The 22,101-nt window shown below is 74.0% G+C and carries 24 protein-coding genes; 14 read left to right on the top strand and 10 right to left on the bottom strand.

Going from position 1 to position 22,101, the window contains the following annotated elements; translation table 11 throughout:
- Nucleotides 1-101 precede the first annotated feature (101 nt).
- Complete coding sequence (locus AB0E83_RS24935) at nt 102-1,733, top strand: acyl-CoA synthetase (protein ID WP_362115941.1); 1,632 nt, start codon at nt 102-104, stop codon at nt 1,731-1,733.
- A 131-nt stretch (nt 1,734-1,864) separates the two neighbouring features.
- Nucleotides 1,865-2,680: a pentapeptide repeat-containing protein gene (locus tag AB0E83_RS24930; RefSeq protein WP_362115938.1), complete on the top strand. Its 816-nt coding sequence runs from the start codon at nt 1,865-1,867 to the stop codon at nt 2,678-2,680.
- 31 nt (nt 2,681-2,711) lie between these two features.
- Here AB0E83_RS24930 and AB0E83_RS24925 read toward each other — a convergent pair whose 3' ends face one another.
- The 4 genes from AB0E83_RS24925 to AB0E83_RS24910 all read right to left on the bottom strand — a co-directional run bounded on the left by AB0E83_RS24925 (nt 2,712) and on the right by AB0E83_RS24910 (nt 5,775).
- A complete protein-coding gene (locus AB0E83_RS24925; RefSeq protein WP_362115935.1) occupies nt 2,712-3,053 on the bottom strand; it encodes a DUF5713 family protein in 342 nt (113 codons plus the stop codon).
- A 69-nt stretch (nt 3,054-3,122) separates the two neighbouring features.
- Complete coding sequence (locus AB0E83_RS24920) at nt 3,123-3,908, bottom strand: GNAT family N-acetyltransferase (RefSeq protein ID WP_362115933.1); 786 nt, start codon at nt 3,906-3,908, stop codon at nt 3,123-3,125.
- 75 nt (nt 3,909-3,983) lie between these two features.
- Entirely contained in the window at nt 3,984-4,523 is a 540-nt protein-coding gene (locus AB0E83_RS24915) for a cupin domain-containing protein (RefSeq protein WP_362115989.1), read from the bottom strand.
- 31 nt (nt 4,524-4,554) lie between these two features.
- Nucleotides 4,555-5,775 (bottom strand): cytochrome P450, encoded by a 1,221-nt coding sequence (locus AB0E83_RS24910; RefSeq protein WP_362115930.1) that lies wholly within the window; start codon nt 5,773-5,775, stop codon nt 4,555-4,557.
- A 358-nt stretch (nt 5,776-6,133) separates the two neighbouring features.
- Between AB0E83_RS24910 and paaK the strand changes: the two genes are divergently transcribed.
- Nucleotides 6,134-7,423, top strand: coding sequence for a phenylacetate--CoA ligase PaaK (paaK, locus tag AB0E83_RS24905; protein WP_362115927.1), 1,290 nt, complete (start codon nt 6,134-6,136; stop codon nt 7,421-7,423).
- Nucleotides 7,424-7,538: 115 nt separating this feature from the next.
- Here the strand turns inward: paaK and AB0E83_RS24900 are convergent, their stop codons facing one another.
- Complete coding sequence (locus AB0E83_RS24900; protein ID WP_362115924.1) at nt 7,539-7,892, bottom strand: helix-turn-helix domain-containing protein; 354 nt, start codon at nt 7,890-7,892, stop codon at nt 7,539-7,541.
- 85 nt (nt 7,893-7,977) lie between these two features.
- Between AB0E83_RS24900 and AB0E83_RS24895 the strand changes: the two genes are divergently transcribed.
- Nucleotides 7,978-8,877 carry an NAD(P)-binding domain-containing protein gene (locus AB0E83_RS24895; RefSeq protein ID WP_362115921.1) on the top strand — a complete coding sequence of 300 codons (900 nt, stop codon included), beginning with the start codon at nt 7,978-7,980 and terminating at the stop codon, nt 8,875-8,877.
- A gap of 43 nt (nt 8,878-8,920) precedes the next feature.
- Here AB0E83_RS24895 and AB0E83_RS24890 read toward each other — a convergent pair whose 3' ends face one another.
- The gene (locus AB0E83_RS24890; RefSeq protein ID WP_362115918.1) at nt 8,921-10,423 is read right to left on the bottom strand and encodes a fatty acyl-CoA synthetase; all 1,503 of its coding nucleotides are present in this window, start codon (nt 10,421-10,423) and stop codon (nt 8,921-8,923) included.
- Nucleotides 10,424-10,566: 143 nt separating this feature from the next.
- On the opposite strand from AB0E83_RS24890, the gene AB0E83_RS24885 reads away from it, so the two are divergent.
- On the top strand, nt 10,567-13,017 hold the full coding sequence (locus AB0E83_RS24885; protein WP_362115915.1) for a penicillin acylase family protein: 2,451 nt from the start codon (nt 10,567-10,569) through the stop codon (nt 13,015-13,017).
- Here AB0E83_RS24885 and AB0E83_RS24880 read toward each other — a convergent pair.
- Together AB0E83_RS24880 and AB0E83_RS24875 are read right to left on the bottom strand one after the other, a co-directional pair.
- Entirely contained in the window at nt 13,007-14,107 is a 1,101-nt protein-coding gene (locus AB0E83_RS24880; RefSeq protein ID WP_362115912.1) for an ionic transporter y4hA, read from the bottom strand. The genes AB0E83_RS24885 and AB0E83_RS24880 overlap by 11 nt on opposite strands.
- 88 nt (nt 14,108-14,195) lie before the next feature.
- Complete coding sequence (locus AB0E83_RS24875; RefSeq protein WP_362115986.1) at nt 14,196-14,600, bottom strand: MarR family winged helix-turn-helix transcriptional regulator; 405 nt, start codon at nt 14,598-14,600, stop codon at nt 14,196-14,198.
- Nucleotides 14,601-14,750: 150 nt separating this feature from the next.
- Between AB0E83_RS24875 and AB0E83_RS24870 the strand changes: the two genes are divergently transcribed.
- The 3 genes from AB0E83_RS24870 (at nt 14,751) to AB0E83_RS24860 (ending at nt 16,538) form a co-directional block, all read left to right on the top strand.
- The gene (locus tag AB0E83_RS24870; RefSeq protein ID WP_362115909.1) at nt 14,751-15,683 is read left to right on the top strand and encodes a nitroreductase/quinone reductase family protein; all 933 of its coding nucleotides are present in this window, start codon (nt 14,751-14,753) and stop codon (nt 15,681-15,683) included.
- A gap of 108 nt (nt 15,684-15,791) precedes the next feature.
- Nucleotides 15,792-16,055: a GlsB/YeaQ/YmgE family stress response membrane protein gene (locus AB0E83_RS24865; protein WP_362115906.1), complete on the top strand. Its 264-nt coding sequence runs from the start codon at nt 15,792-15,794 to the stop codon at nt 16,053-16,055.
- 309 nt (nt 16,056-16,364) lie between these two features.
- Complete coding sequence (locus AB0E83_RS24860; RefSeq protein WP_362115983.1) at nt 16,365-16,538, top strand: CsbD family protein; 174 nt, start codon at nt 16,365-16,367, stop codon at nt 16,536-16,538.
- Between the two features lie 295 nt (nt 16,539-16,833).
- On the opposite strand, the gene AB0E83_RS24855 is transcribed toward AB0E83_RS24860, so the two are convergent.
- A complete protein-coding gene (locus AB0E83_RS24855; protein WP_362115903.1) occupies nt 16,834-17,862 on the bottom strand; it encodes an SRPBCC family protein in 1,029 nt (342 codons plus the stop codon).
- A 3-nt stretch (nt 17,863-17,865) separates the two neighbouring features.
- The gene (locus tag AB0E83_RS24850; RefSeq protein WP_362115900.1) at nt 17,866-19,011 is read right to left on the bottom strand and encodes a histone protein; all 1,146 of its coding nucleotides are present in this window, start codon (nt 19,009-19,011) and stop codon (nt 17,866-17,868) included.
- A 143-nt stretch (nt 19,012-19,154) separates the two neighbouring features.
- Between AB0E83_RS24850 and AB0E83_RS24845 the strand changes: the two genes are divergently transcribed.
- The 6 genes from AB0E83_RS24845 to AB0E83_RS24820 form a co-directional block, all read left to right on the top strand.
- Complete coding sequence (locus AB0E83_RS24845) at nt 19,155-19,451, top strand: gas vesicle protein (protein WP_362115897.1); 297 nt, start codon at nt 19,155-19,157, stop codon at nt 19,449-19,451.
- Between the two features lie 41 nt (nt 19,452-19,492).
- Nucleotides 19,493-19,981, top strand: coding sequence for a gas vesicle structural protein GvpA (locus tag AB0E83_RS24840; protein WP_362115894.1), 489 nt, complete (start codon nt 19,493-19,495; stop codon nt 19,979-19,981).
- 6 nt (nt 19,982-19,987) lie between these two features.
- A complete protein-coding gene (locus AB0E83_RS24835; protein WP_362115891.1) occupies nt 19,988-20,707 on the top strand; it encodes a GvpL/GvpF family gas vesicle protein in 720 nt (239 codons plus the stop codon).
- 35 nt (nt 20,708-20,742) lie between these two features.
- Nucleotides 20,743-20,991: a gas vesicle protein GvpG gene (locus AB0E83_RS24830; protein WP_362115888.1), complete on the top strand. Its 249-nt coding sequence runs from the start codon at nt 20,743-20,745 to the stop codon at nt 20,989-20,991.
- 21 nt (nt 20,992-21,012) lie between these two features.
- Nucleotides 21,013-21,465, top strand: coding sequence for a gas vesicle protein (locus AB0E83_RS24825; protein WP_362115885.1), 453 nt, complete (start codon nt 21,013-21,015; stop codon nt 21,463-21,465).
- Nucleotides 21,462-22,101, top strand: a 640-nt coding sequence (locus AB0E83_RS24820; RefSeq protein WP_362115882.1) for a GvpL/GvpF family gas vesicle protein, incomplete at its 3' end; no start/stop codon positions are given. The genes AB0E83_RS24825 and AB0E83_RS24820, both read left to right, overlap by 4 nt.

Genomic DNA, 22,101 nt, shown 5'->3' with positions numbered 1-22,101 from the left:
CTGACAGGCAGTCAGATTCTTTGGCGCGCCCCCTTCCCCCCTCGACCCGTCGGCGCTCTAATGACCGCCCCAGTCCGAACGCGCCGGGGTCAGGAGGAACGGTGGAGTACAACCTTGCCGACCTGTTCGAATCGGTCGTGGACGTGGTGCCGGAGCGCGAGGCGCTGGTCTACGTCGACCACCCGGGCACGGGCGCCGAGCGCCGGCTCACCTACGCCGGGCTCGACGAGGCGGCCAACCGGCTGGCCCACCACCTCCTGGACGCGGGCGTCCGCCCCGGCGAGCACCTGGGGCTCCACCTGTACAACGGCGTCGAGTACCTCCAGACCGTCCTCGCCTGCCTCAAGGCCAGGATCGTGCCGGTGAACGTCAACTACCGCTACGTCGAGGAGGAGTTGGTCTACCTCTACCGGGACGCCGATCTCACCGCGCTGGTGTACGACGCCGAGTTCACGGACCGGGTGGCGGCGGCCCTGCCGCGCTGCGGGAAGCTGCGGCACCTGGTGCGGGTGGGGGCCCCGCCCGAGGGGGCCGCCGCCCTCGGCGCCGTGCCGTTCGAAGCGGCGGAGGCGACCGGCTCGCCCGGCCGCGGCTTCGCGCCCCGCTCCGGCGACGACCTGTTCATCATCTACACCGGCGGCACCACCGGCATGCCCAAGGGCGTCCTGTGGCGCCAGGAGGACCTGTTCTTCGCGGGCCTGTTCGGCGGCGACCCGTCCGGCGAGCCGGTCAAGCGCCCCGAGGAGCTGGCCGAGCGGGTGGCGGCCGGCGGCGCCGGCCTCACCTTCTTCCCCGCGCCGCCGCTCATGCACGGCACCTCCACCCTCACCACCTTCATCGCCTTCCACTACGGCCAGCGGGTCGTCCTGCACCGCAAGTACGTGCCCGAGGAGGTGCTGCGGACCATCGAGAAGGAGAAGGTGTCCAGCATCTCCCTGGTCGGGGACGCGATGCTGCGCCCGCTGATCGACGCGCTCGCCGGGCCGCTACGCGGCACCGACCTGTCGGCGCTGTTCAGCCTCTCCTCCTCCGGCGCGATCATGTCGGAGACCGTGCGGGCGCAGCTGCGCGCGCTGATGCCGAACGTGCTGCTGCTCAACAACTTCGGCTCCACGGAATCCGGTTCGAACGGGCGGGCCACCGACGACTCCGGCCCCGAGAAGGGCTTCCGGCTGCACGTCAACGAGCGCACCCAGGTCGTCGACCCGGTCACCCGCGAGCCGGTCGCCCCCGGCGGGACCGGCCGGCTCGCCCAGCGCGGCCACGTGCCGCTCGGCTACTACAACGACCCGGCGAAGACGGCCGAGACCTTCTTCGAGCGGGACGGGGTGCGGTGGGTGCTCCTCGGCGACATGGCCACGGTCGGCGAGGACGGGGTGGTGACCGTCCTCGGCCGGGGCTCCCAGTGCATCAACACCGGGGGCGAGAAGGTCTATCCGGAGGAGGTCGAGCAGGCCCTCAAGTCGCACCCGGACATCTACGACGCGCTGGTGGCGGGCGTGCCGGACGCGACGTGGGGCAACCACGTCGCCGCCGTCGTCCAGCAGCGCGACGGCTCGGCCCCGCTGGACCTCGCGGCCGTCCAGGAACACTGCCGCCGCCACCTCGCCGGTTACAAGGTCCCCCGCCAGCTCGTCCTCGCCGACCGCATCCAGCGCTCCCCGAGCGGCAAGGCGGATTACCGCTGGGCGAAGACGGTGGCGGCGGAGGCGGACGCGGCGGAGCGCGCGTAGCGCTCCCGTGGCCGTCCCCGCCCTCGGCTCCGGCCCGTCCGCGCGGGCGGATCCGGCCGGGCCACGGGCCTCCGCCGGGGGCGCGGTACGGTGGGAGGATCGTCCCCGAACCGCGAAGGAACCGTTCCACCGTGCCCGACACCCGGGAATCCGCGCTGCGCGGCGACTGCGCGCAGTGCTTCGGCCTGTGCTGCGTGGCGCTGCCGTTCGCCAAGTCGGCCGACTTCGCCGTGAACAAGTCCTCCGGCGACCCCTGCCGCAACCTCCGGGACGACTTCCGGTGCGGGATCCACGCCCGGCTGCGGCCGAGCGGTTTCCAGGGCTGCACGGTGTACGACTGCTTCGGCGCCGGCCAGCACGTCTCCCAGGTCACCTTCGGCGGGGTGTCCTGGCGGGAGGCGCCGGAGACCGCCCGGCAGATGTACGAGGTCTTCCCGGTGGTGCGGCAGCTCCACGAACTGCTGCGCTACCTCACGGAGGCCCTGGAGCGGCCCGCCGCCCGCCGGATCCACGGCGAGCTGCGCGCGGCGCTCGCCCGGGTCGAGGAGCTGACCGCGCTGCCGGCCGCCGAGCTGGAGAAGCTGGACGTCGCCCCCGTGCGCGCCGAGGTCAACCCGCTGCTGCTGCGGACCAGCGAGCTGGTCCGGGCCACGGCCGGCGGCACCCCGCGCGGCCGGCGGGGCGCCGACCTCATCGGCAAGCGGCTGCGCGGGGCGAAGCTGCGGGGCACGGACCTGCGCGGCGCGCTCCTGATCGCCGCCGACCTGACGGGCGCGGACCTCACCCTCGCGGATCTGATCGGCGCCGATCTGCGCGACGCGGACCTGTCCGGCGCGACCCTCACCGACGCGCTGTTCCTCACCCAGCCGCAGCTGAACTCGGCGCGCGGCGACGCGCGGACCGTCCTCCCCGAGGGGTTCGAGCGACCGGCGCACTGGACGTCCTGAGCCCCCGGGCACCCCCTGGCCTCCGCCCCCGTCACCACTCCCGGGTGGCGATCAGCTCCTCCGGGTCCGCGTCGGGGAAGCCGTACGCGGTCGCGACGAACCGGAAGTCCCCGCCTATCTCCTCGCGCGCCATGGTCTCGATCTCGCTCCCGGCCGCCTCGAACTCCGCCTCCAGGAGGTTGAACTCCTCCGTCGCGGCGTGCGTGAGAACGTACAGCTCCGGCAGGCCGGCGGGGCTCTCGGCCTCGATCCGCTCGCACAGCCGGAGCAGGATCTCGCGGCCCTTGTCGACGACGTGGTCGGGGAAGAACCCGTCCTCGTACAGGCCGCGCAGGAACGCGTGCTCCCCCACCTTCCGGTTCGTGATCGCCATGGCGCTTCCCCTCCCGTGCGTGGTCCTCTCCCTGCTTCCGATCATGCACCCCGGCACCGACAGCGGTCCTCAGGCGTGGACGTACGGGGTGGTCGTGGTGAGCGGGACGAAGCCGAGGCGCTGGAGGACCGGGCGGCTGGTGGGGGCGGCGTCGACCTGGAGCCAGCGGTGGCCCCGGGCGGCCGCGACGCGGGCGCGGTGGGCGACGAGGGCGCGGTAGAGGCCCCGGCCGCGCCAGCCCTCGACGGTGCCGCCGCCCCACAGCCCGGCGAAGTCGGTGCCCGGGTGGAGCTCCAGGCGGGCGGCGCTGACGGGGACCCCGTCGGCGAGGGCGAGGACGGCGGTGACGGTGCCGGGGCCGGCGGCGAGCCCGTCGAGGAGGCGGCGGCCGAGGTCCGTGCCGTCGGTGCCGAAGGCCCGTTCGTGGACCTCGACGACCTGGCGCACGCCCTCCGCGTCGGTGACCTCGCGGAGTTCGACGCCGGCCGGCAGCGGCACCGCGCCGCCCTGGGCGCTCGCCCCGGCGGCCAGGAGGGTCTCCGGCTCCTCGGGGGTGAAGCCGGCCGCGACGAGCCGTGCGCCGAGGTCGGCGGGGCCGTCGTGGCCGTACAGCTTCCACTCGAAGGGGACGCCTTCGGCGCGGTAGTGGGCGAGTTGCGCGGCGATGGCCGCGTCGGCGGTGCGCTCGTCGAGTCCGGACCAGAGGACGCCGTTCCAGGCGTGGGCGGGGCCGGTCTGGCGGACGACGGCGCCGACGCGTTCCACGCGGCAGCCGGGCCCGTCGGGGCGAGCCTCCCGCCGCAGCTGCCGGTCGTGCAGGTCGAGGAGGTGCTGTGCGAGGTTCACCGGGGTCATTGAAGGGCGGACCGGAGGGCCGGGCAAGGGCTTTTCGGCCGTGCCCGGCCCCGGCGGGCCGCGGGGCCCGCCCCGTCACCCTCCGGCGTCGTGCCGGAGCGGGGTGATCTGCTCGATGTCGTAGCGGATCCGGAGCTCCTCGACGGCGGCGTGGTCGACCTCGCCGCCCTCCCCCGCGTCGGCGAGGATCTCCATCAGCTCCTCGAAGTACCGCTCGTGGTCGGGCGGCGGGGATGCCTGGAAGAGCATCCGGGCCGGGGCTCCGGTGGGGTTGGCGAAGGCGTGCGGGCAGCCGGGCGGCACCAGGATGAGGGTGCCCGGGGTGGCCCGTACGGCCCGCTGCCCGGAGGCGGACTCCCACTCCCGCCAGCTGTCCCGGGTGCGGACGAGCGGTTCGAAGGCGAGGACGTCGAGTTCGCCGTCGAGGAGGTAGAACAGCTCCTCGCTGCGCCCGTGGGCGTGGGCGCCGACGTCGAAGCCGGGCGGGACGACGACCTCGAAGGTGGAGGCCGTACGGGAGTGCTCGCCGGTCACCTTGAAGGTGACGTGCTGGGCGGCGGTGCGCAGGGTCTTGCCGTGGCCGGGCGGGACGACGAGGCCGCCGGCGGCTCCGATGGCGGTGGCTGTCACGGGGTGCCTGCTCCTGTCACCAGGTCACGGGGAGGGTCTCGGGGCCCCGGATGAGGGCGCCGCGCTGCCAGCGGAGCTCGTCCTCGGGGACGGCGAGCCGCAGGTCGGGGAAGCGGGTCCACAGGGAGTCGAGGAGGATCTCGGACTCGATGCGGGCGAGCGCGGAGCCGGGGCAGTAGTGCGGGCCGTGGCCGAAGGCGACGTGCGGGTTGTGGGCGCGGTCGAAGTCGAGCCGGTCGGGGTCGGGGAAGACGTCCGGGTCCCGGTTGGCGGTCAGGTACGAGACGTAGACGGGGTCCCCGGCGGGGATGCGGACGCCGCCGACCTCGACGTCCTCGGTCGCGATCCGGGAGAGGCCGACGGCGTTGCGGTGCGGGATGTACCGCAGCAGTTCGTCGACGGCCTGCGGGAGGAGCTCCGGCTCGGCGCGCAGCCGGGCCAGGTGGCCGGGGTGGGTGAGCAGCGCGTAGACCATGTTGGCGCTGTTGTTGCGGACGGCGTGGGCGCCGCCGATCTGGATGAGGACGGCGAGGCCGACGGCCTCGTGCTCGGTGAGCGTCCCGTCGTCGACGGCGTCGGCGAGGACGGCGGCGAGCTGGTCGCCGTCGCTCCCGTGCCGGGCGCGGACGAGCTCGGTGAAGTAGGCCCCCATCTCGGCCTTGGCCCGCTCGCTGGCCTCCCGGCCGGCACCGGCCGAGATGATGGTGTCGGACCAGTGGGCCATGAGGGGCCGGTCGGCCTCGGGGACGCCCATGAGTTCGCTGACCATGGCGAGCGGGAAGGGCCGGTTGACCGTCTCCATGAGGTCGGCGGGCGGCCCCTGCTCCTCCAGCCGGTCGAGGAGGCCGTCCATGACGGCCTGGGCGTGGTCGCGCAGCGAGCGCAGCGCCCGGGCGCTGAAGGCGCGGGCGACGACGCGGCGCATCCGGGTGTGGTCCGGCGGGTCGGCGAAGCCGACGGCGCCCTCCATGGGGATGAAGTGGGGGGCGAGCCGGGTGATGGAGCGGCCCCAGACGGCCTGGCGGCTGAAGCGGGGGTCGACGGAGACGAACTTGACGTCCTCGTAGCGGGTGACGAGCCAGGCGTGGCCCTCGCCGTGCGGGAGCCGGACGCGGGTGACCGGGTCCTCGTGGAGGAGCTTGGCGAGCGTCGGGTCGAAGTCGAGGCCGGTGAGGTCGGGCACGGCCCAGAAGTGGACCCGGGGGGTGTCGGCGGTTCCGGGGGCGGTGGTGGTCACAGCGTCGCCCCCGCGGGGGCGGGAGGGTGCGGCACAGGCATGACGTTCGCTTTCGTCCGGGCACGCGGGCGGAGCCGCCCGCCCGGTGCGGGGGGGCGGGGGCTGCGGGGCCGGGGCCCCGGCTGGTCGGACGGGTCCCCGGGTCCCGCCGCCGGTATGCGTGCGGCCCCGGGAACCCACTCCATGGAGTGACGGCGGCGCACCCGGTCGCCGGGCCGGGCGGGCGGGGAAAGCTCGCTCCCGCCTCTTGCCAAACCCCTCCCCGGGAAGGTTTTACTGGCCCCCACACGTATCTACCGAATGATCGGTCGTCCGTTTTACGCGGGTGGGCCGGGCGAGCGCGGAGGAGTGGCGGCGCATGAGGGAACTGCTGGACGGCGGCGAGCGGCTCGGGCGCGAGGAGCTGGCGGCGCTCCAGCTGGAGCGGCTGCGGAGCACGCTGCGGCACGCGTACGCGCACGTGGACTTCCACCGGCGCGCCTTCGACGCGGCCGGGGTCCACCCGGACGACTGCCGCTCCCTCGCCGACCTGGCCCGGTTCCCCTTCACCACCAAGGCGGACCTGCGCGACCACTACCCCTTCGGGATGTTCGCCGTGGACCGGTCGCGGATCCGGCGCGTCCACGCCTCCAGCGGGACCACCGGCCTGCCGACCGTCGTCGGCTACACGGAGGGCGACCTGGAGGTGTGGGCGGACGTGGTGGCGCGCTCGCTGCGCGCGGCCGGCGCCCGCCCGGGCCACCGGGTGCACGTGGCGTACGGATACGGCCTGTTCACCGGCGGCCTGGGGGCGCACTACGGGGCCGAGCGGCTCGGCTGCACGGTGATCCCGGCCTCCGGCGGCATGACCGCCCGCCAGGTGCGGCTGATCCAGGACTTCGAGCCCGAGGTCATCATGGTGACGCCCAGTTACATGCTGACGCTGCTCGACGAGTTCGAGCGGCAGGGCGTGGACCCGCGCTCGACCTCGCTCCGGGTGGGCGTCTTCGGGGCGGAGCCGTGGACGGAGGCGATGCGCGCGGAGATCGAGGAGCGGTTCGCGATCGACGCCGTCGACATCTACGGCCTGTCGGAGGTGATGGGGCCGGGCGTGGCGCAGGAGTGCGTGGAGACCAAGGACGGGCTGCACATCTGGGAGGACCACTTCTACCCCGAGATCGTCGATCCGGTCACGGGCGAGGTGCTGCCGGACGGCGAGGAGGGCGAGCTGGTCTTCACCTCGCTCACCAAGGAGGCCATGCCGGTGGTCCGCTACCGCACCCGGGACCTGACCCGGCTGCTGCCGGGCACCGCGCGGCCCGCGTTCCGGCGGATGGAGAAGGTGACGGGCCGCAGCGACGACATGGTCATCCTGCGCGGGGTGAACCTCTTCCCCACCCAGGTCGAGGAGATCGTGCTGCGGACCCCCGCCGTCGCCCCGCACTTCCAGCTGCGCCTGACCCGCGAGGGCCGGCTCGACGCGCTGACGGTCCGGGCGGAGGCCCGCGCCGGCGCGACGGCCGAGGACCGCGCGGCGGCGGCCCGGGCTATCGAGCGGGCGGTCAAGGACGGCATCGGCGTCTCGGTCGCGGTCGAGGTGGTCGACCCGGAGACGCTGGAGCGGTCGGTGGGCAAGATCAAGCGGATCGTGGACCTGCGGGAGGGGTGAGCCGCCGGGGGCGCGGGAGTACCCACTTTTTAGTGGGTACTTGTCGCCGTCCGCGCCCCGGGAGAGAGTGAGGACGTCCACGGGGACGGCGCCTCACGGAGCCGAAGGGAGTGAGTCAGGAGGCGGTCCTCGCCTCGGCCAGCCGGTCGAGGTGGTCGTGGCCCCAGTCGGAGAGCGGGCCCAGGACGAGCTGGAGCGCACGCCCCTGCTCGGTCAGCGAGTAGACGGTCTTGAGGGGGACGACGTCGTGCGTCTCGCGGTGCACGAGCCCGTCCGCCTCCATCTCGCGCAGGGTCTGGGTCAGCACCTTCTCACTGATCCCGCGCGCCTTCCGGCGCAGTTCGCCGGGCCGGTGCGGCCCTGATTCGAGCAGCCACAGCAGCAGGGTCTTCCACTTGCCGTCGATCACCGAGATCGCGGCGGCCACCCCGCAGATCCCCTCGCCCTCGTCGAGGCGGATGCGCGCCATCGTCGTCCCTTCCCCGTGCGTGCGCGGCCGGTCCGCCGCGTCTCTCCCCCACCTTAATCCGCATTCTCTGCACAGGAGTTCCCGCATGTCCGTCACCCCGGAGTCCACCGCCCAGCAGCCCGCCGTCACCGTGCTCGGCCTCGGCCCGATGGGCCGCGCCCTGGCCGGCGCGTTCCTCGCGTCCGGCGTGCGCACCACGGTGTGGAACCGTACGCCCGGCCGGGAGGGCGACCTCGCCGAGCGGGGCGCCGTCATCGCGGCGAGCGCCGCCGAGGCGGTCGCGGCCAGCCCGCTGACCGTCATCTGCATGGTCAACTACGACGCCACCGACGCGGTGCTGCGGCAGGACGCGGTCGAGACCGCGCTCAAGGGCCGCACCCTCGTCAACCTCTCCGCCGACACCCCCGGCCGCGCCCGGGACACCGGGGCGTGGGCCGGGGAGCACGGCGTCCGCTACCTCGACGGCGCCATCATGACGCCGGCCGTCACGATCGGCTCGCCGGCCGGCGTCTTCCTGTTCAGCGGCCCGGCCGACCTGTACGAGGAGCACCGGCCGGTGCTCGACGCGCTCGGCGGCACCCACACCCACCTCGGCGAGGAGGTCTCCCGCGCCGCGGCCTTCGACATCGCGCTCCTCGACATCTTCTGGACCTCGATGGCCGGGTACGTGCACGCGCTGGCGCTGGCCGACGCGGAGGGCATCACCCCGCGCGAGCTGGCCCCGTTCGCGGTGGGCATCGCGCAGATCCTGCCGCCGCTCTTCGAGGAGCTCGCCGGGGACGTGCAGGACGGCACCTACTCCGGCGCGATCAACCCGGTGACCTCGGCGGTGTCGACGATGGCGCACGTCGTGCACGCCGCCGAGGACCACGCCATCGACTCGGGCGTGATGCGCGCGGTCGAGGGGCTGGCCCGCCGCACCGTGGCGCTCGGCCACGGCACGGACGGCTTCTCCCGGGCCGCGGAGGTGCTGCGCCGGCGGTGAGACCCGGCGCCGGCGCGGCAGTGCGGTGCCGCGCCGGCGCCGGTCAGGCCCCCGCGTACCGGTCCCGCAGCTCCCGCTTGAGGATCTTGCCGCTGGCGTTGCGGGGCAGGGCGTCGGCGAAGACGATCCGCTTGGGGGCCTTGAAGGAGGAGAGCGACCGGCGCGCGTGGGCGAGGAGTTCGTCCTCGGTGACCTCGCCGCGCGGGACGACCACGGCGGTGACCGCCTCGATCCAGCGGTCGTCGGGCAGTCCGATGACGGCGGTCTCGGCGACCGCCGGATGGGTGTAGAGGGCGTCCTCGACCTGGCGGGAGGCGACGAGCACGCCGCCGGAGTTGATGACGTCCTTCACCCGGTCGACGATGGTGAGGTAGCCGTCGGCGTCGCGGACGGCGAGGTCGCCGGAGCGGAACCAGCCGTCGCGGAAGGCGGCCGCGGTCTCCTCCGGCTTGGCCCAGTACCCCTCGCAGAGCTGCGGAGAGCGGTAGACGATCTCGCCGGGGGTGCCGTCGGGGACGTCCTCGCCGTCCTCGTCGACGACCCGGGCCTCGACGTGCCGGACGGGCCGGCCGCAGGACGCCATGCGGCCCTCGTGCTCGTCGGGGCCGAGGACGGTGGCGAGCGGGCCGATCTCGGACTGGCCGAAGCAGTTGTGGAAGGCGAGGCCGGGCAGGCGCGCGCGGAGTCGTTCCAGGACGGGCACGGGCATGATCGAGGCGCCGTAGTACGCCTTGCGCAGCGCGGAGAGGTCCCGCCCGTCGAAGCCCGGATGGTTCGCGAGGGCGATCCACACGGTCGGCGGGGCGAAGAGGCTGTCCGCGCGGCCCGCCTCGACGAGCCCGAACAGGGCTTCCGGGTCGGGCCCTTCGAGGATCGTGTTCTCCGCGCCGACCGCCAGGTAGGGCAGCAGGAAGACGTGCAGCTGGGCGGAGTGGTAGAGCGGCAGCGCGTGCACCGGCAGGTCGTCCCCGTCGAGGCCGAGCGCCTCGATCGCGCTGGCGTACTCGTGCACCAGGGCCCGGTGGGTCATCATCGCGCCCTTGGGCAGGGCGGTGGTGCCGGAGGTGTACAGCAGCTGCACGAGGTCGCGGGGATCGCTGTCGGAGGCGTACGGCTCCGGCTCCGCGAGCGCGTCGAGGAGCGAGCCCGGCGCGTCCCGCAGGGCCCGGACCGGCACGCCGGCGGGGATCCGGCCGGCGAGGGCGGGATCGGCCAGGACGAGGGAACTCCCGGACTGGTCCAGGAGGTAGGCGAGGTCGTCGCCGGTGAGGTGGTGGTTGACGGGGACGTGGACGAGGCCCGCGCGGGCGCAGGCCAGGAAGGCGATCAGGTACGCGTCGGAGTTGTGGCCGTACGCGGCGACCCGGGCGCCCGGCACGAGTCCCGGTTCGCGGCGCAGCACGGCCGCGGCGGTGGAGACGGCGGCGTCCAGTGCGGCGTAGGTCCAGGCGCGGTCCGCGTACCGGACGGCGACGCGGCCGGGGACGCGTGCGGCGGTCGCGCGCAGCACGCCGTCGACGGTACGGGTGAGGAGTCCTCGTTCCATGGCTGGATCCTGGGCTCGGCGGTGCGGCGGGTCAAGTACCGCGACCCTTCCGGCCTCGGATACCGAACGGCATGTTGACAAGGCGGGCGCGCGGTGCCTGGATGGCCGAACCGGCTTTCACCGCTTGCCCGTTGGGAGGCACCTTGCACCTCCGCCCCTTCTTCCCCCGCCGTTCCCGGGGACGGCTCGCCCTCGTGGGCGCCGCGCTCGCCGCCGTCACCGCGGGGCTCCTGCCCGGCGCCGCGGCGGCCGGTCCCGGCGGTCCGGGCCGGGAGGACCGGCCGTCCGACCGGGGCCTGAGCGCCGTCATCCGGTACACCGAGTACGGGGTGCCGCACATCCTCGCCGGGGGCTACGCGGACCTCGGCTTCGGCACCGGCTGGGCGCAGGCCGCCGACCAGGTGTGCGTGCTCGCGGACGGCTTCGTGACCGTGAACGGGGAGCGGTCCCGCCACTTCGGCGCCTCCGGCGCGCCGGACGGCTCGCTCTCCTCCGCCACCACCAACCTCGCGAGCGACCTGTACTTCCGGGGCGTGAAGGAGGCGGGCACCGTCGAGGCGCTGCTGCGCACCCCGGCCCCGGCGGGCCCGAGCGGCGAGCTGAAGGAGCTGATGCGGGGGTGGGCGGCCGGGTACAACGCCTGGCTGCGGAAGAACCGGATCACCGACCCGGCCTGCGCGGGCGCCGGCTGGGTCCGGCCGGTGACGGCCCTGGACGTGGCCCGGCGCGGCTTCGCGGTCTCCGTGCTCGGCGGGCAGGGGCGGGCGGTGGACGGCATCGCGGCGGCCCGCCCGCCGGCCGTCGCCGCGGCCCGGACGCCGAAGGGCCCGGCGGAGGACACCGGCCCCGGGCGTGCGGCGGAGGACGTCGATCCGGAGCGCACGGCGGAGGCGGCGCGGGCGCTGTTCGCGGCCTCGAACGCCACCATGGGCTCCAACGCGGTCGCGTTCTCGGGCGCGACGACGGCGAACGGGCGCGGGCTGCTGCTGGGCAATCCGCACTACCCGTGGCAGGGCGGCCGGCGGTTCTGGCAGTCGCAGCAGACGATCCCCGGCGAGCTGAACGTCTCCGGCGCCTCGCTGCTCGGCACCACCGTGGTCGGCATCGGCTTCAACGACAGGGTCGCCTGGAGCCACACGGTGGCCACCGGCGTGCCGATGAACCTGCACCAGCTGACGCTGGTGCCGGGCGATCCGACGGCCTACCTGGTGGACGGGAAGGCCGAGCGGATGACCGCGCGCACGGTGACGGTGACGGACCGGGACGGCGCCCCGGTGACCCGTACCCAGTGGTGGACGCGGTACGGACCGGTGACGAGCGGGCTCGGCGCGAGCCTGCCGCTGCCGTGGACGGAGACCACCGCGTACGCGCTGAACGACCCCAACGCGGCGAACCTGCGCGGTTCCGACACGGCGCTGGGCCTCGCCAAGGCCCGCTCCACCCGGGACGTCGCCGAGGCGCTGCGCCGCACCCAGGGCCTGCCGTGGGTGAACACGATCGCCGCCGACTCCTCCGGCCACAGCTATTTCAGCCAGTCGCAGGTGCTGCCGCGGATCACCGACGAGCTCGCGGAGCGCTGCTCCACCCCGCTCGGCCGGGTCGTGTACCCGGCGTCGGGCGTCGCCGTCCTCGACGGCTCGCGGGCGGAGTGCGCGCCCGGCTCGGATCCGGACGCGGTGCAGCCGGGGATCTTCGGGCCGTCCCGGATGCCGGTGGTCGAGGACGCGCCGTACGCGCTGAACTCCAACGACAGCGCCTGGCTGACCAACGCGGAGCGGCCGGTGACCGGGTACGAGCGGGTCTTCGGGACGATCGGGACGCCGCGCTCGCTGCGGACCCGGGGCGGGATCGAGGACGTGGCGGGGATGGCCGCGCGGGGCCGGCTGACGGTGGCGGACCTCCAGCGGCAGCAGTTCGCCAACCGGGTGCCGGCCGCCGGCCTGGCGGCGGCGGACGTGGTCGCGGCCTGCCCGGCGGCGCTGCCGGCGGAGCCGGAGGCGTGCCGGGTCCTCGCGGCCTGGGACCGCACGATGGACTCGGACAGCCGGGGCGCGCTGCTCTTCGACCGGTTCTGGCGGAGGTTCACGTCGTCGGTGCCGGCCGCGCAGCAGTGGAAGGTGCCGTTCTCGGCGGCGGACCCGGTGCGGACGCCGCGCGGTCTCGACACGGGGACGGCCGGCTTCGCGAAGGCGCTGGCGGACGCGGTGGCGGAGCTGCGGGCGGCGGGGATCGCGCTGGACGCGCCGCTGCGGGACCACCAGTTCGTGGTGCGCGGCGGGGAGCGGATCCCGGTGAGCGGCGGGACGGAGTCGCTGGGCGTCTGGAACAAGACGGAGCCGGTGTGGAACGCGGCGGGCGGCGGCTACGTGGAGGTCGCGCACGGCACCAGCCACGTACAGGCGGTCGGCTGGGACGGCGGGCGCTGCCCGGTGGCCCGCACCCTGCTCACGTACTCCCAGTCCTCGAACCCGGCCTCGCCGCACTTCGCCGACCAGACGAGGCTGTACGCGGGCGAGCGCTGGGTGACCTCCCGGTTCTGCGAGAGGGACATCCTGCGCTCGCCCGCGCTGAGGGTGGTGCGGGTCAGGGACTGAACGACAGGAAGACGAAGGCGGCGAAGATCGCGAGGTGGACGCCGCCCTGGAGGAGCGTGGCCCGTCCGGGCACCACGGTCAGGGCGCTCACCACACCGGTGAGGGCGAGCAGGACCATGTGGAGGGGGCCCAGGCCGAGCACCAGGGGCCCGGACAGCCAGATGGAGGCGAGCGCGATCGACGGAATGGTCAGGCCGATGCTGGCGATCGCGGAGCCGTAGGCGAGGTTGAGGCTGGTCTGCACCCGGTTGCGGCGGGCGGCGCGCACGGCGGCGAGCGTCTCGGGCAGCAGGACCATCAGGGCGATGACGACCCCGACGACGGCCTTGGGGAGGCCGGCCGACTGGACGCCGTCCTCGATGGTCGGGGAGATCACCTTGGCGTTGCCGACGACGGCGACGAGCGCGACGAGGAGCAGGCCGAGGCTGGTGAGGGCGGCGGCCTTGGTCGGCGGGTCGGCGTGCTCCTCCTCCGATCCCTCCTTGCCGTCGACGGGGACGGGGAGGAAGTAGTCGCGGTGGCGGACGGTCTGGACGGCGACGAAGACGCCGTACAGGGCGAGGGAGGCGATGGCCGCGAAGGCGAGCTGGGCGCCGGAGAACTCGGGGCCCTGGTGGCTGGTGGTGAAGGTGGGGAGCACCAGGGTCATGGTGGCGAGGGTGCAGACGGTGGCGAGCGCGCCGCCGGACCCCTCGGCGTTGAAGACCGCCACCCGGTTGCGGAGCGCGGCGACCAGGAGGGCGAGGCCGACGATGCCGTTGCAGGTGATCATGACGGCGGCGAAGACGGTGTCGCGGGCGTAGGTCGCGGTCTTCTCGCCGCCTCCCGCCATGAGGCTGACGATGAGTCCGACCTCGATGACGGTGACGGCGACGGCCAGGACGAGGGAGCCGAAGGGCTCGCCGACGCGGTGGGCGATCACCTCGGCGTGGTGGACGGCGGCGAGGACCGCGGCAGCGAGGCAGAGCGCGACGAGTCCCACCGCGAAGCCCGGTAGGTCGCGCCCCCAGGCGAGCACCAGCGCAAGCAGGGCCACCACCGGCCCCCACGTGGTCCACTCCCGGATCGACGCCTTGGTGCTCGAACTCATCCGTCCTCTTCCTGCTCGTGGGCCGGGCTCCCGCCACCGGGGTGGTGGCTCCCGCCGCGGGCGCCGGGGGAGGCGCGGCCCGTGTCGGTCATTCTTCTGCGTCGGCCAGACCGTGCTCGTACGCGGCGAGGGTGTCGATGAACATCCGCCGTTCGGCCGGTCCCAGCGGGGCGAGGGCCGCGCGCCAGGCTCCGGCGCTGCGGCCGAGCCAGCCGTCGATGGCGGCCCGCCGCTCCTCCGCGATCGAGACGATCTTGCGCCGGCGGTCGGCGGGGTCCTCGCGCCGCTCCAGGACCCCCTTCTTCGCGAGGTCCCCCACCATCAGGCTGACGGTGGTGGGCGCGACCTCCAGCCGCGCGGCCAGTTCGTTGACGCTCAGCGGGCCGTCGAAGAGGAGGTAGGCGAGCAGGGAGAGGTGACGGGGCGCCAGCGTCAGCGACGCCAGCTCCTCCGGCACCTTGATGCGCTTGACCCGCCCCACCATCCGGGGCATGAGCAGCAGCAGCGTACGGACGGCGTCGTCGACGTCCGGCCCGGCGGCCCCGCTCCCCTCGCGCTCGGTTGACACCCTGGATCCTCCGATTTAGCTTTGCTTTCAAAGCAAATAGATCTGTCGTGATCGATGCTACCGGAGGGCTCCGCCATGTCCGCGTTCAACCAGCAGGTCATCGAGGAGTTCCGGGCCCACGGAGGCCGCGTGGGCGGCACGTTCGAGGGCGCGGACCTGCTCCTGCTCACCACCCGGGGAGCCCGCAGCGGGCGGGAGCACACGACGCCCGTGGTGTACGTACGGGACGGGGCACGGCTGCTGGTGTTCGCGTCGAACGGCGGCGCGGACCGCCACCCCGCCTGGTACCACAACGTGCGCGCCGCCCCGCGCGTGCTGGTCGAGGTCGGCACGCCGGAGGGGACGCTCGACCGCTTCGAGGCGGAGGCCGTACCGGCCGAGGGCGCCGAACGCGCCCGGCTCTATGCCGAACAGGCCCGCCGCGACCCGGCCTTCGCCGCCTACCAGGCGGGCACCGCGCGGACGATCCCGGTCGTCGTCCTGCGCCGGGTCGCCGGGATCGCGGACCCGTCCCGGCACGCGGCGATCGCCGCCCACCTGGTGGAGGTTCACGCCGGGCTCCGCGCGGAACTGGCCGCGCTCCGCGAGGGCCTGGCCGCCCCCGCCCCCCGGCCCGGAGCGGCCCTCGGGCCGGCCCTCGCCCGCCACTGCCTGGCCTTCTGCGGCGCCCTGCACACCCACCACACCGGCGAGGACGGCGTCTTCGACCTCTTCCAGGAGCAGTTCCCGCAGCTGGCGGAGGACCTGGACCGGATGCGGGAGGAACACCGGGCGGTCGCCCGCGCCCTCACCGCACTGGAGGCCCTGCTGGCCTCGGACGCGCCCCCGGAGGTGCTGCGCACCGAGGTGGACCGACTGGCGGACGACCTGGAGGCGCACTTCGCCCACGAGGAGGCCCGGCTGCTTCCCGCCCTGCGCGGCACGGACGCGGGGGCGGGGGCGGAAGCGGGGACGGGGACGAGGGCGGAGACGGGGACGGGGACGGGTGAGGTGCCGCGGGGGCGGTGAGCGGAATTCCCCGGCCCTCCGGGATCCTCTCCGGTAATTCCATGTTTGGAATCCGCTGGACAGTGCAGACGGAATGACAGAAGGTCACCGTCTGAGAAAGAGGAATCCATGGGAATCATAGGCTGGATCCTCCTGGGCCTGCTCGCCGGAATCATCGCGAAATTCCTGATGCCCGGCCGCGACCCCGGGGGGATCATCGTCACCACTCTGATCGGCATCGCGGGCGGACTTCTGGGCGGCTGGCTCGGCAAGGTCATTTTCGGGGTCGATTCCATCGACGGCTTCTTCGAGCTCTCCACGTGGATCGCCGCCATCGTCGGTGCCGTCATCCTCCTGCTCCTCTACCGCCTGGTGGCCGGCCGGAGAAGCTGATGGACCTCCCCGTGGCGGGGCGGCGCGCGCGGCGCCGACGGCGGCGTCGGCGGGCGCTGCGCCGCCTGCGGCCCCGCGTCCTGGCCCGCCGGAGCTGCCTGCGGCTCGCCCGATGGGGCGCGGGCCCAGCGGCTTGGGGCGCGAGGGCCGCGGTCCGGCACCTGTTCCGTCCCTGCCTCCGTGCCGTGACGCCCCGCTGGTTCCCCCTGGGCGCGTGACCGGCCGGATCCGGGGTACGCGCCGTAATCGGGAAGGACCGCCGCGGCAGAAGACCGCCGCGACGAGAACAAGGATTCCGAGGTGAGCGACATGGCCGGCGGCAAGAAGGCCAAGAACGCGGCGAAGACCATGAAGGGGAAGGCCAAGGAGGCCACGGGCAAGGTCACCGGGAACGAGAGCCTGGAGATGAAGGGAAAGGCCGAGCAGATGGCCGGAGACGCCGGGCAGGCCGGTCAGAAGGCGAAGGACACCCTGAAGCACTGACCGGTTCCTCGGCGGTACGGGCCGGCGGGTCACCCCGCCGGCCCGTACCGCTGCCGTGTTCCGCCGGGCCGTTTCGTCGGACGGTTTCGTCGGACGGTTCCGTCGGGCGGTTCCGTCGGGCGGTTCCGCCAGGCCGTCACACCGGCTCGTTCCGTCGGCCCGTCCCGCCGCCGACTCGGCCCGTCCCGCCGACTCGGCCCGTTCCACCGACTCGGCTCGGTTCCGCGGGAAGGCGCCCGGACCCGGTCCGGGCGCCTTCCGGCAGCTGTTCCGCCGTTCTGCCGTTCCTCCGTGGTCAGCCCCTGCCGCGAGCGGCCTCGTCTTCTTCCTCTTCCTCCTCCGCTTCCTCCCCCGCGTCCGCGTCCTCGTCCTCGTACTCGTCTTCGTACCCTTCGTCCTCGTCCTCGCCCTCGTACGGCGCCTCTTCCTCCTCCTCGTACTCGTCCCCGCCCTCCTCGTCCTCCGCGCCTTCTCCTTCCTCCTCGGCGTTCTCCTCGGCTTCGGCGTCGAGGGCTTCCTCGTGGCTCCGTACGACTTCGCCGTCCCGGATCTCGCCGCGCCACCCCTCCGGCTCCTCGCTGTTGAGGCTGACGTACCGGAGGAAGTTCTTGAGGTCCAGCCGCAGGCGGCGGCCCTGGGCACGCCACAGGTTGCCGGTCTTCTCGAAGAGTCCGGACGGGTGGTACTCGACGACCACGACGATCCGGGTGAGGGAGGGGGCGAGCTCGTGGAAGGTGACGCAGCCGCGCGTGGTGCCCTTGGCGCCCTCGGACGTCCACACGATCCGCTCGTCGGGAACCTGCTCCTGGACGGTCGCCTTCCAGCTGCGGGAGGACGGGCCGACCTTCAGCTTCCAGTCGCTCGTCGTCTCGTCCGCCTGGGAGACGTCACGGACCCCCTTGGCGAAACCGCTGAACTCCTCGTACCGCGTCCAGTGGTCGTAGGTGGTGCGCAGCGGCAGGCCGACGTCGAGGAACTCCACGATGTTGACGACCTTGCCGCCGCCGCTCTTGCGGCCGTGGCCCTTGCCGAAGGCCTGCGAGGCGGCGTCGGTGACCTTGTCCTTCAGCTTCCCCAGCTTCTGGCCCGCGACGGCCTTCAGCGGGGAGTCGCCGCCGAGGAGGCGGCCTCCGATCCCGCCGAGGTCCGAGAGCTTTCCGTCGTTGTCGGCGACGTCGTAGAGCTGGTCCGTGAGGTCGCCGAGCTTGTCGCTCGCCTTCCCGAGCAGCTGGTCGGCCTGGGCGGAGGCGTACTGGGAGAACTCGCTCAACAGCCGGTCCAGGCCCGAGGATTCCCGGGAGCTCGTACGGTCTGAGGTGTCCATGGCCTACCTCCGCGAGGACGGCTTGCGCGCCGCGGTCTTCTTCGCAGCGGTCTTCTTCGGCGCGGTCTTCTTCGGCGTGGTCTTCTTCGGCGTGGTCTTCTTCGCCGCGGCCTTCTTCGCGGTGGTCTTCCTCGCCGCGGTCTTGCCGGCCGGAGCGCGACTCGTCGTCTTCTTGGCCGGGGCGGTCTTCTCCTCGGTCTTCCCGGTGGCCTTCCCGGTGGCCTTCTTGCGGGCCGGGGCGCGGCCGGCCGACGAGCCGGCGGACGTCTTGCCGCCGCCCTTCCGCGTGGACGCGGAGCCGCTCGCCCTCGGGGCGGCGGGCTTGGCCGACGTGCTCCTGGAGGCGGTGCTCCGGCGGGCCGGGGACTCCTGCGCGGCGGACTTGCGCCCGGCCGTCTTCTTCGCGGGGGCCTTCTTCTCGGCGGCCGCCGTCGCGGTCCTCTTCCCGGCGGTCCTCTTCCCCGGGGCCTTCTTCTCGGCGGTCTTCTTCGCCGGAGTCCGTCCCGCGGCGGGCTTCTCCCGCGCGGACGCCTTGCCGGGAGCGGCCTTGCCGGTACGGGAGCGGCGCGGGGGCGGCTTCTCCTCCGGCTCTTCCTCCTCCGGCTCTTCTTCCTCCGGTTCCTCCTCCTCGGGTTCTTCCTCCTCGGGCTCCTCCTCTTCCTCGGCGTACTCGCCCTCGTCCTCGTCCTCGTTCTCCTCCTCGCCCTCGTCGGGGTACTCGTCCTCGTACTCCCCCTCGGGTTCCTCCTCGGATTCTTCCTCGGGCTCCTCCTCGTCCTCGTACAGGTCCTGCTCCTCCTCGTCCTCCGCGTCCTCCTCGCCCCGGCGCTTGCGGGGCCGGCTCAGGTCGAGGGTGCGCTCGTGGAGGGCGTCGGCGAGACCGGCGAGCTTGCGGTCGGTCGCGGCGCTCAGGGCCTGGCGCCCGGCGTCGAGGGCCTCGCCGCGCAGCTGGTCGCCGAGGTCGGCGAACTGGGGCATCTCCTTGAGCCGGGACACGCCCTCCCGCATCAGCTGGCTCGGTTGGAGTCCGACGCGACGGCCCGCGAGGTAGGTCGCCGCGGTGAAGGCCAGGCGCCCCTTCTTGGCCCGGCCGAGTACGTAACCCGCCGCCACGGCGGCGGCGAGGCCGATCTTGGTCGCGTCCTGCATGGTCATCCCTTTCACCGGCGGCTCTTCCCGGCGTGTGCCCCCGCCGCCGGACTTACGCACACGGAAAGCGCGGAGAAGCGCATGGAAGTCGCGCCCCCGGGACACTCGCGGTTCAGTGGGGCCGTCTCGTCAGGGAGGTGCAGATGGCCGCAGCCGAACCCGCCCGCCGTCGTCGACGACGCCCGGGCGCCGCGGAGGCGATGCGCTCCGCAGCCGAGCAGCTGGCAGAGCTCCTCGGCAGGCCCCCCGACTCCGTCTCCGCCCTCAGACCGACCGAGGACGGATGGGAGGCGAGCGTGGAGGTCGTGGAGCTCCAGCGCATCCCGGACACCACCAGCGTGATGGCCAGCTACAAGGTCGTGCTGGACGGCCAGGGCGAGCTGCTCTCCTACGAGCGCACCCGCCGCTACAGCCGGGGCACGACCGACCGGCCGACATGAGGACCGACATGAGGAACGGACGCCGAGAATAGGGAGGCGTCATGACGATGATGCCGCAGAACGGCAGCAACATCACCCAGAGCGGAGGCGGCCCCAACACCGGCAATCTCTACGACGTCCTGGAGCTCATCCTCGACCGGGGACTGGTGATCGACGTCTTCGCCCGTGTCTCCCTGGTCGGCATCGAGATCCTCAAGGTCGACGCCCGCATCGTGGTCGCGAGCGTCGACACCTATCTGCGATTCGCCGAGGCCGTCAACCGGCTCGACCTGGAGTCCGGCCGCAAGGCCCCCGCCCAGCTGCCCGAGGTCGTCGAGGGCATCACGGAAGGAGGGTCCAAGGGGAAGTCCAAGGGGGCGCTGAGCGGAGCGGTCGAAGCGGTGACCGACACGCTGACCGGCAGGTCCCGGTCCGACGAGGACGAGGAGCAGGAGGACGAGGAGCAGGAACCGGAAGAGGAAGAGGCCGAGCCCGCGCCCCGGCGGCGACGCCCCGCCGCCCGGCGGTCGGCGCGCCGGGAGAGGGAGTGACCCGCCATGGCCCTCTACGTGTACGCGATCACCGCCTCCTCCTCCCCCCACCGGCTCGACGACCTGGAGGGCGTCGGCTCGCAGCCGTCGTCGCCCCGCGCGATCACGGCCGGGCCCCTGGCCGCGATCGTCAGCGACGTCTCGGAGGAGATCCGGCCCAGGCGCCGGGACCTCCTCGTGCACCAGACGGTGCAGGAGCGTCTCATGGCCGCCGGTGGCGTCCTGCCGATGCGGTTCGGCTACGTCGCCCCCGACGAGGAGACCGTGCGCCGGGCCCTGGAGGCCGACGCCGAGGGTCACCTCGCCGCGCTGGAGCGGCTGCGGGACTGCGCCGAGTACCACGTGCGGGCCGTCCAGGAGGACGAGGAGCCCCTGCTGCGCCGGATCCTGGACGAGGTGCCCGAGGCCCGGGACCTCGACGCCCGGATCCGCGGGGGCGACGAGGACCCGCGGCTGCCGCTGGCCCTCGGCGAGCTCGTGGCCGGTCAGGTGCAGGCCCGGCAGCAGGCCGTCGCCGACGAGCTGGCGCGGGCGCTGGAACCGTTCGCCCGCGAGCGCGTCGCCCAGGAGGCGTCGGGCGACGCCTTCCTGAACCTGTCGCTGCTGGTGCCGGACGACCGGGCGGACGCCCTCCTGGAGGCCGGGGCCGGGCTCGACCGGCAGGTCGGGGACGGCGCCGCCCTGCGGATCGTCGGCCCGCTGCCGCCCTACAGCTTCGTCGGCTGACGGGGCCGCCGGCCCGGAACGCGAGAGGAGGGACCATGGGGCTGCTGAGCCGGTTGCTGACGCTGCCGCTGGAGCCGGTGCGCGGCGTCGTCTGGGTCGCGCAGCAGGTCCTCGACGAGGCCGAGCGGAAGTACTACGACCCCGCCCCCGTACGGCGCGCGCTCGCCGCCCTGGAGGAGGAGCTGCGCGCCGGGCGGATCGACCAGGAGACGTTCGACCGACACGAGTCCGCGCTCCTCGACCGGCTGGAGGAGATCGCCCGCCACCGGCCGGGGGCGTCCTGAACGACGAAACGAGGCTCCGCCGTGACCGAACCCCTGCCCGGCCGCATCGGCTCCTTCCCCTCGCGCGCCGCTCCGGCGCCCTACGCCTCGGGCGAACCGTCCAGCCTGGCCGACATCCTCGAAAGGGTCCTGGACAAGGGCATCGTGATCGCCGGCGACATCCGCATCAACCTGCTCGACCTCGAACTGCTGACCATCAGGATCCGCCTCCTCGTCGCCTCCGTGGACAAGGCCAAGGAGATGGGCATCGACTGGTGGGAGCACGACCCGACCCTCTCCTCCCGCCACGCGGACAGCGCCCTGGAGGAGGAGAACCGCCGTCTGCGGGCCGAGCTGGACGAGCTGCGCCGTGACCGGCTCACCGGCCGGGACTCCGCCCCGTCCGTCTTCGACCGCGACGACGGGCGCCGGACGGGCAGGACGGGGCGCGGCCGGGGCGCGGAGGAGCGCGGCCGGCGCGAGGAGGAGCCGTGACGGGCCCCGACGACCGCGTCGTGTACGTGTACGCCGTCGTGGCGGGGACGGCGCCGCTGCGGGACCGCCTCGCCGGCCTGCGGGGCGTCGCCGACGCGCCGGTGGAGCTGTTGCCCGAGGCCGGGACGGAAGACCGAGGCGGGGCGGAAGACCGGGACGGGACGGGCGGGGCGGAAGACCGGGACGGGACGGGCGGGGCGGCGGACGGGGGCGGGGACGGGACGGGCGGGGCGGAAGGCCGGGGCGGGACGGGCGGCGCGGCGGGCGGGGGCGGGGAGGCGCCCGGCCGGCTCGCCTTCGTCACCAGTGCCGTTCCGCGCGACGACTTCGGCGAGGCGGCCCTCGCCCGGCGCTTCGAGGACCTCGCGTGGCTGGAACAGGTGGCGCGGGCCCATCACGACGTCGTCCGGGCCGTCGCCGCCCACGCCACCGTGCTGCCCCTGCGCATGGCGACCCTCTACGAGGACGGCGCCCGGGCCGGCCGGGTGCTGGCCGAGCGGCACGACACGTTCGCCCGCCGGCTGGCCCTCCTGCACGCCCACGCCGAGTACGGCGTGAAGGTCTCCCTGCCACCCGCCTCGGGGGGGGGGGCGCGGGTGGGGGCGCGGCGCCACCCCCGCCCCGGGGGCGCCCGCG

Source organism: Streptomyces sp. NPDC035033, assembly GCF_040636735.1.
GTDB lineage: Bacteria > Actinomycetota > Actinomycetes > Streptomycetales > Streptomycetaceae > Streptomyces.
This window is presented reverse-complemented; position numbering and strand designations above follow the sequence as displayed.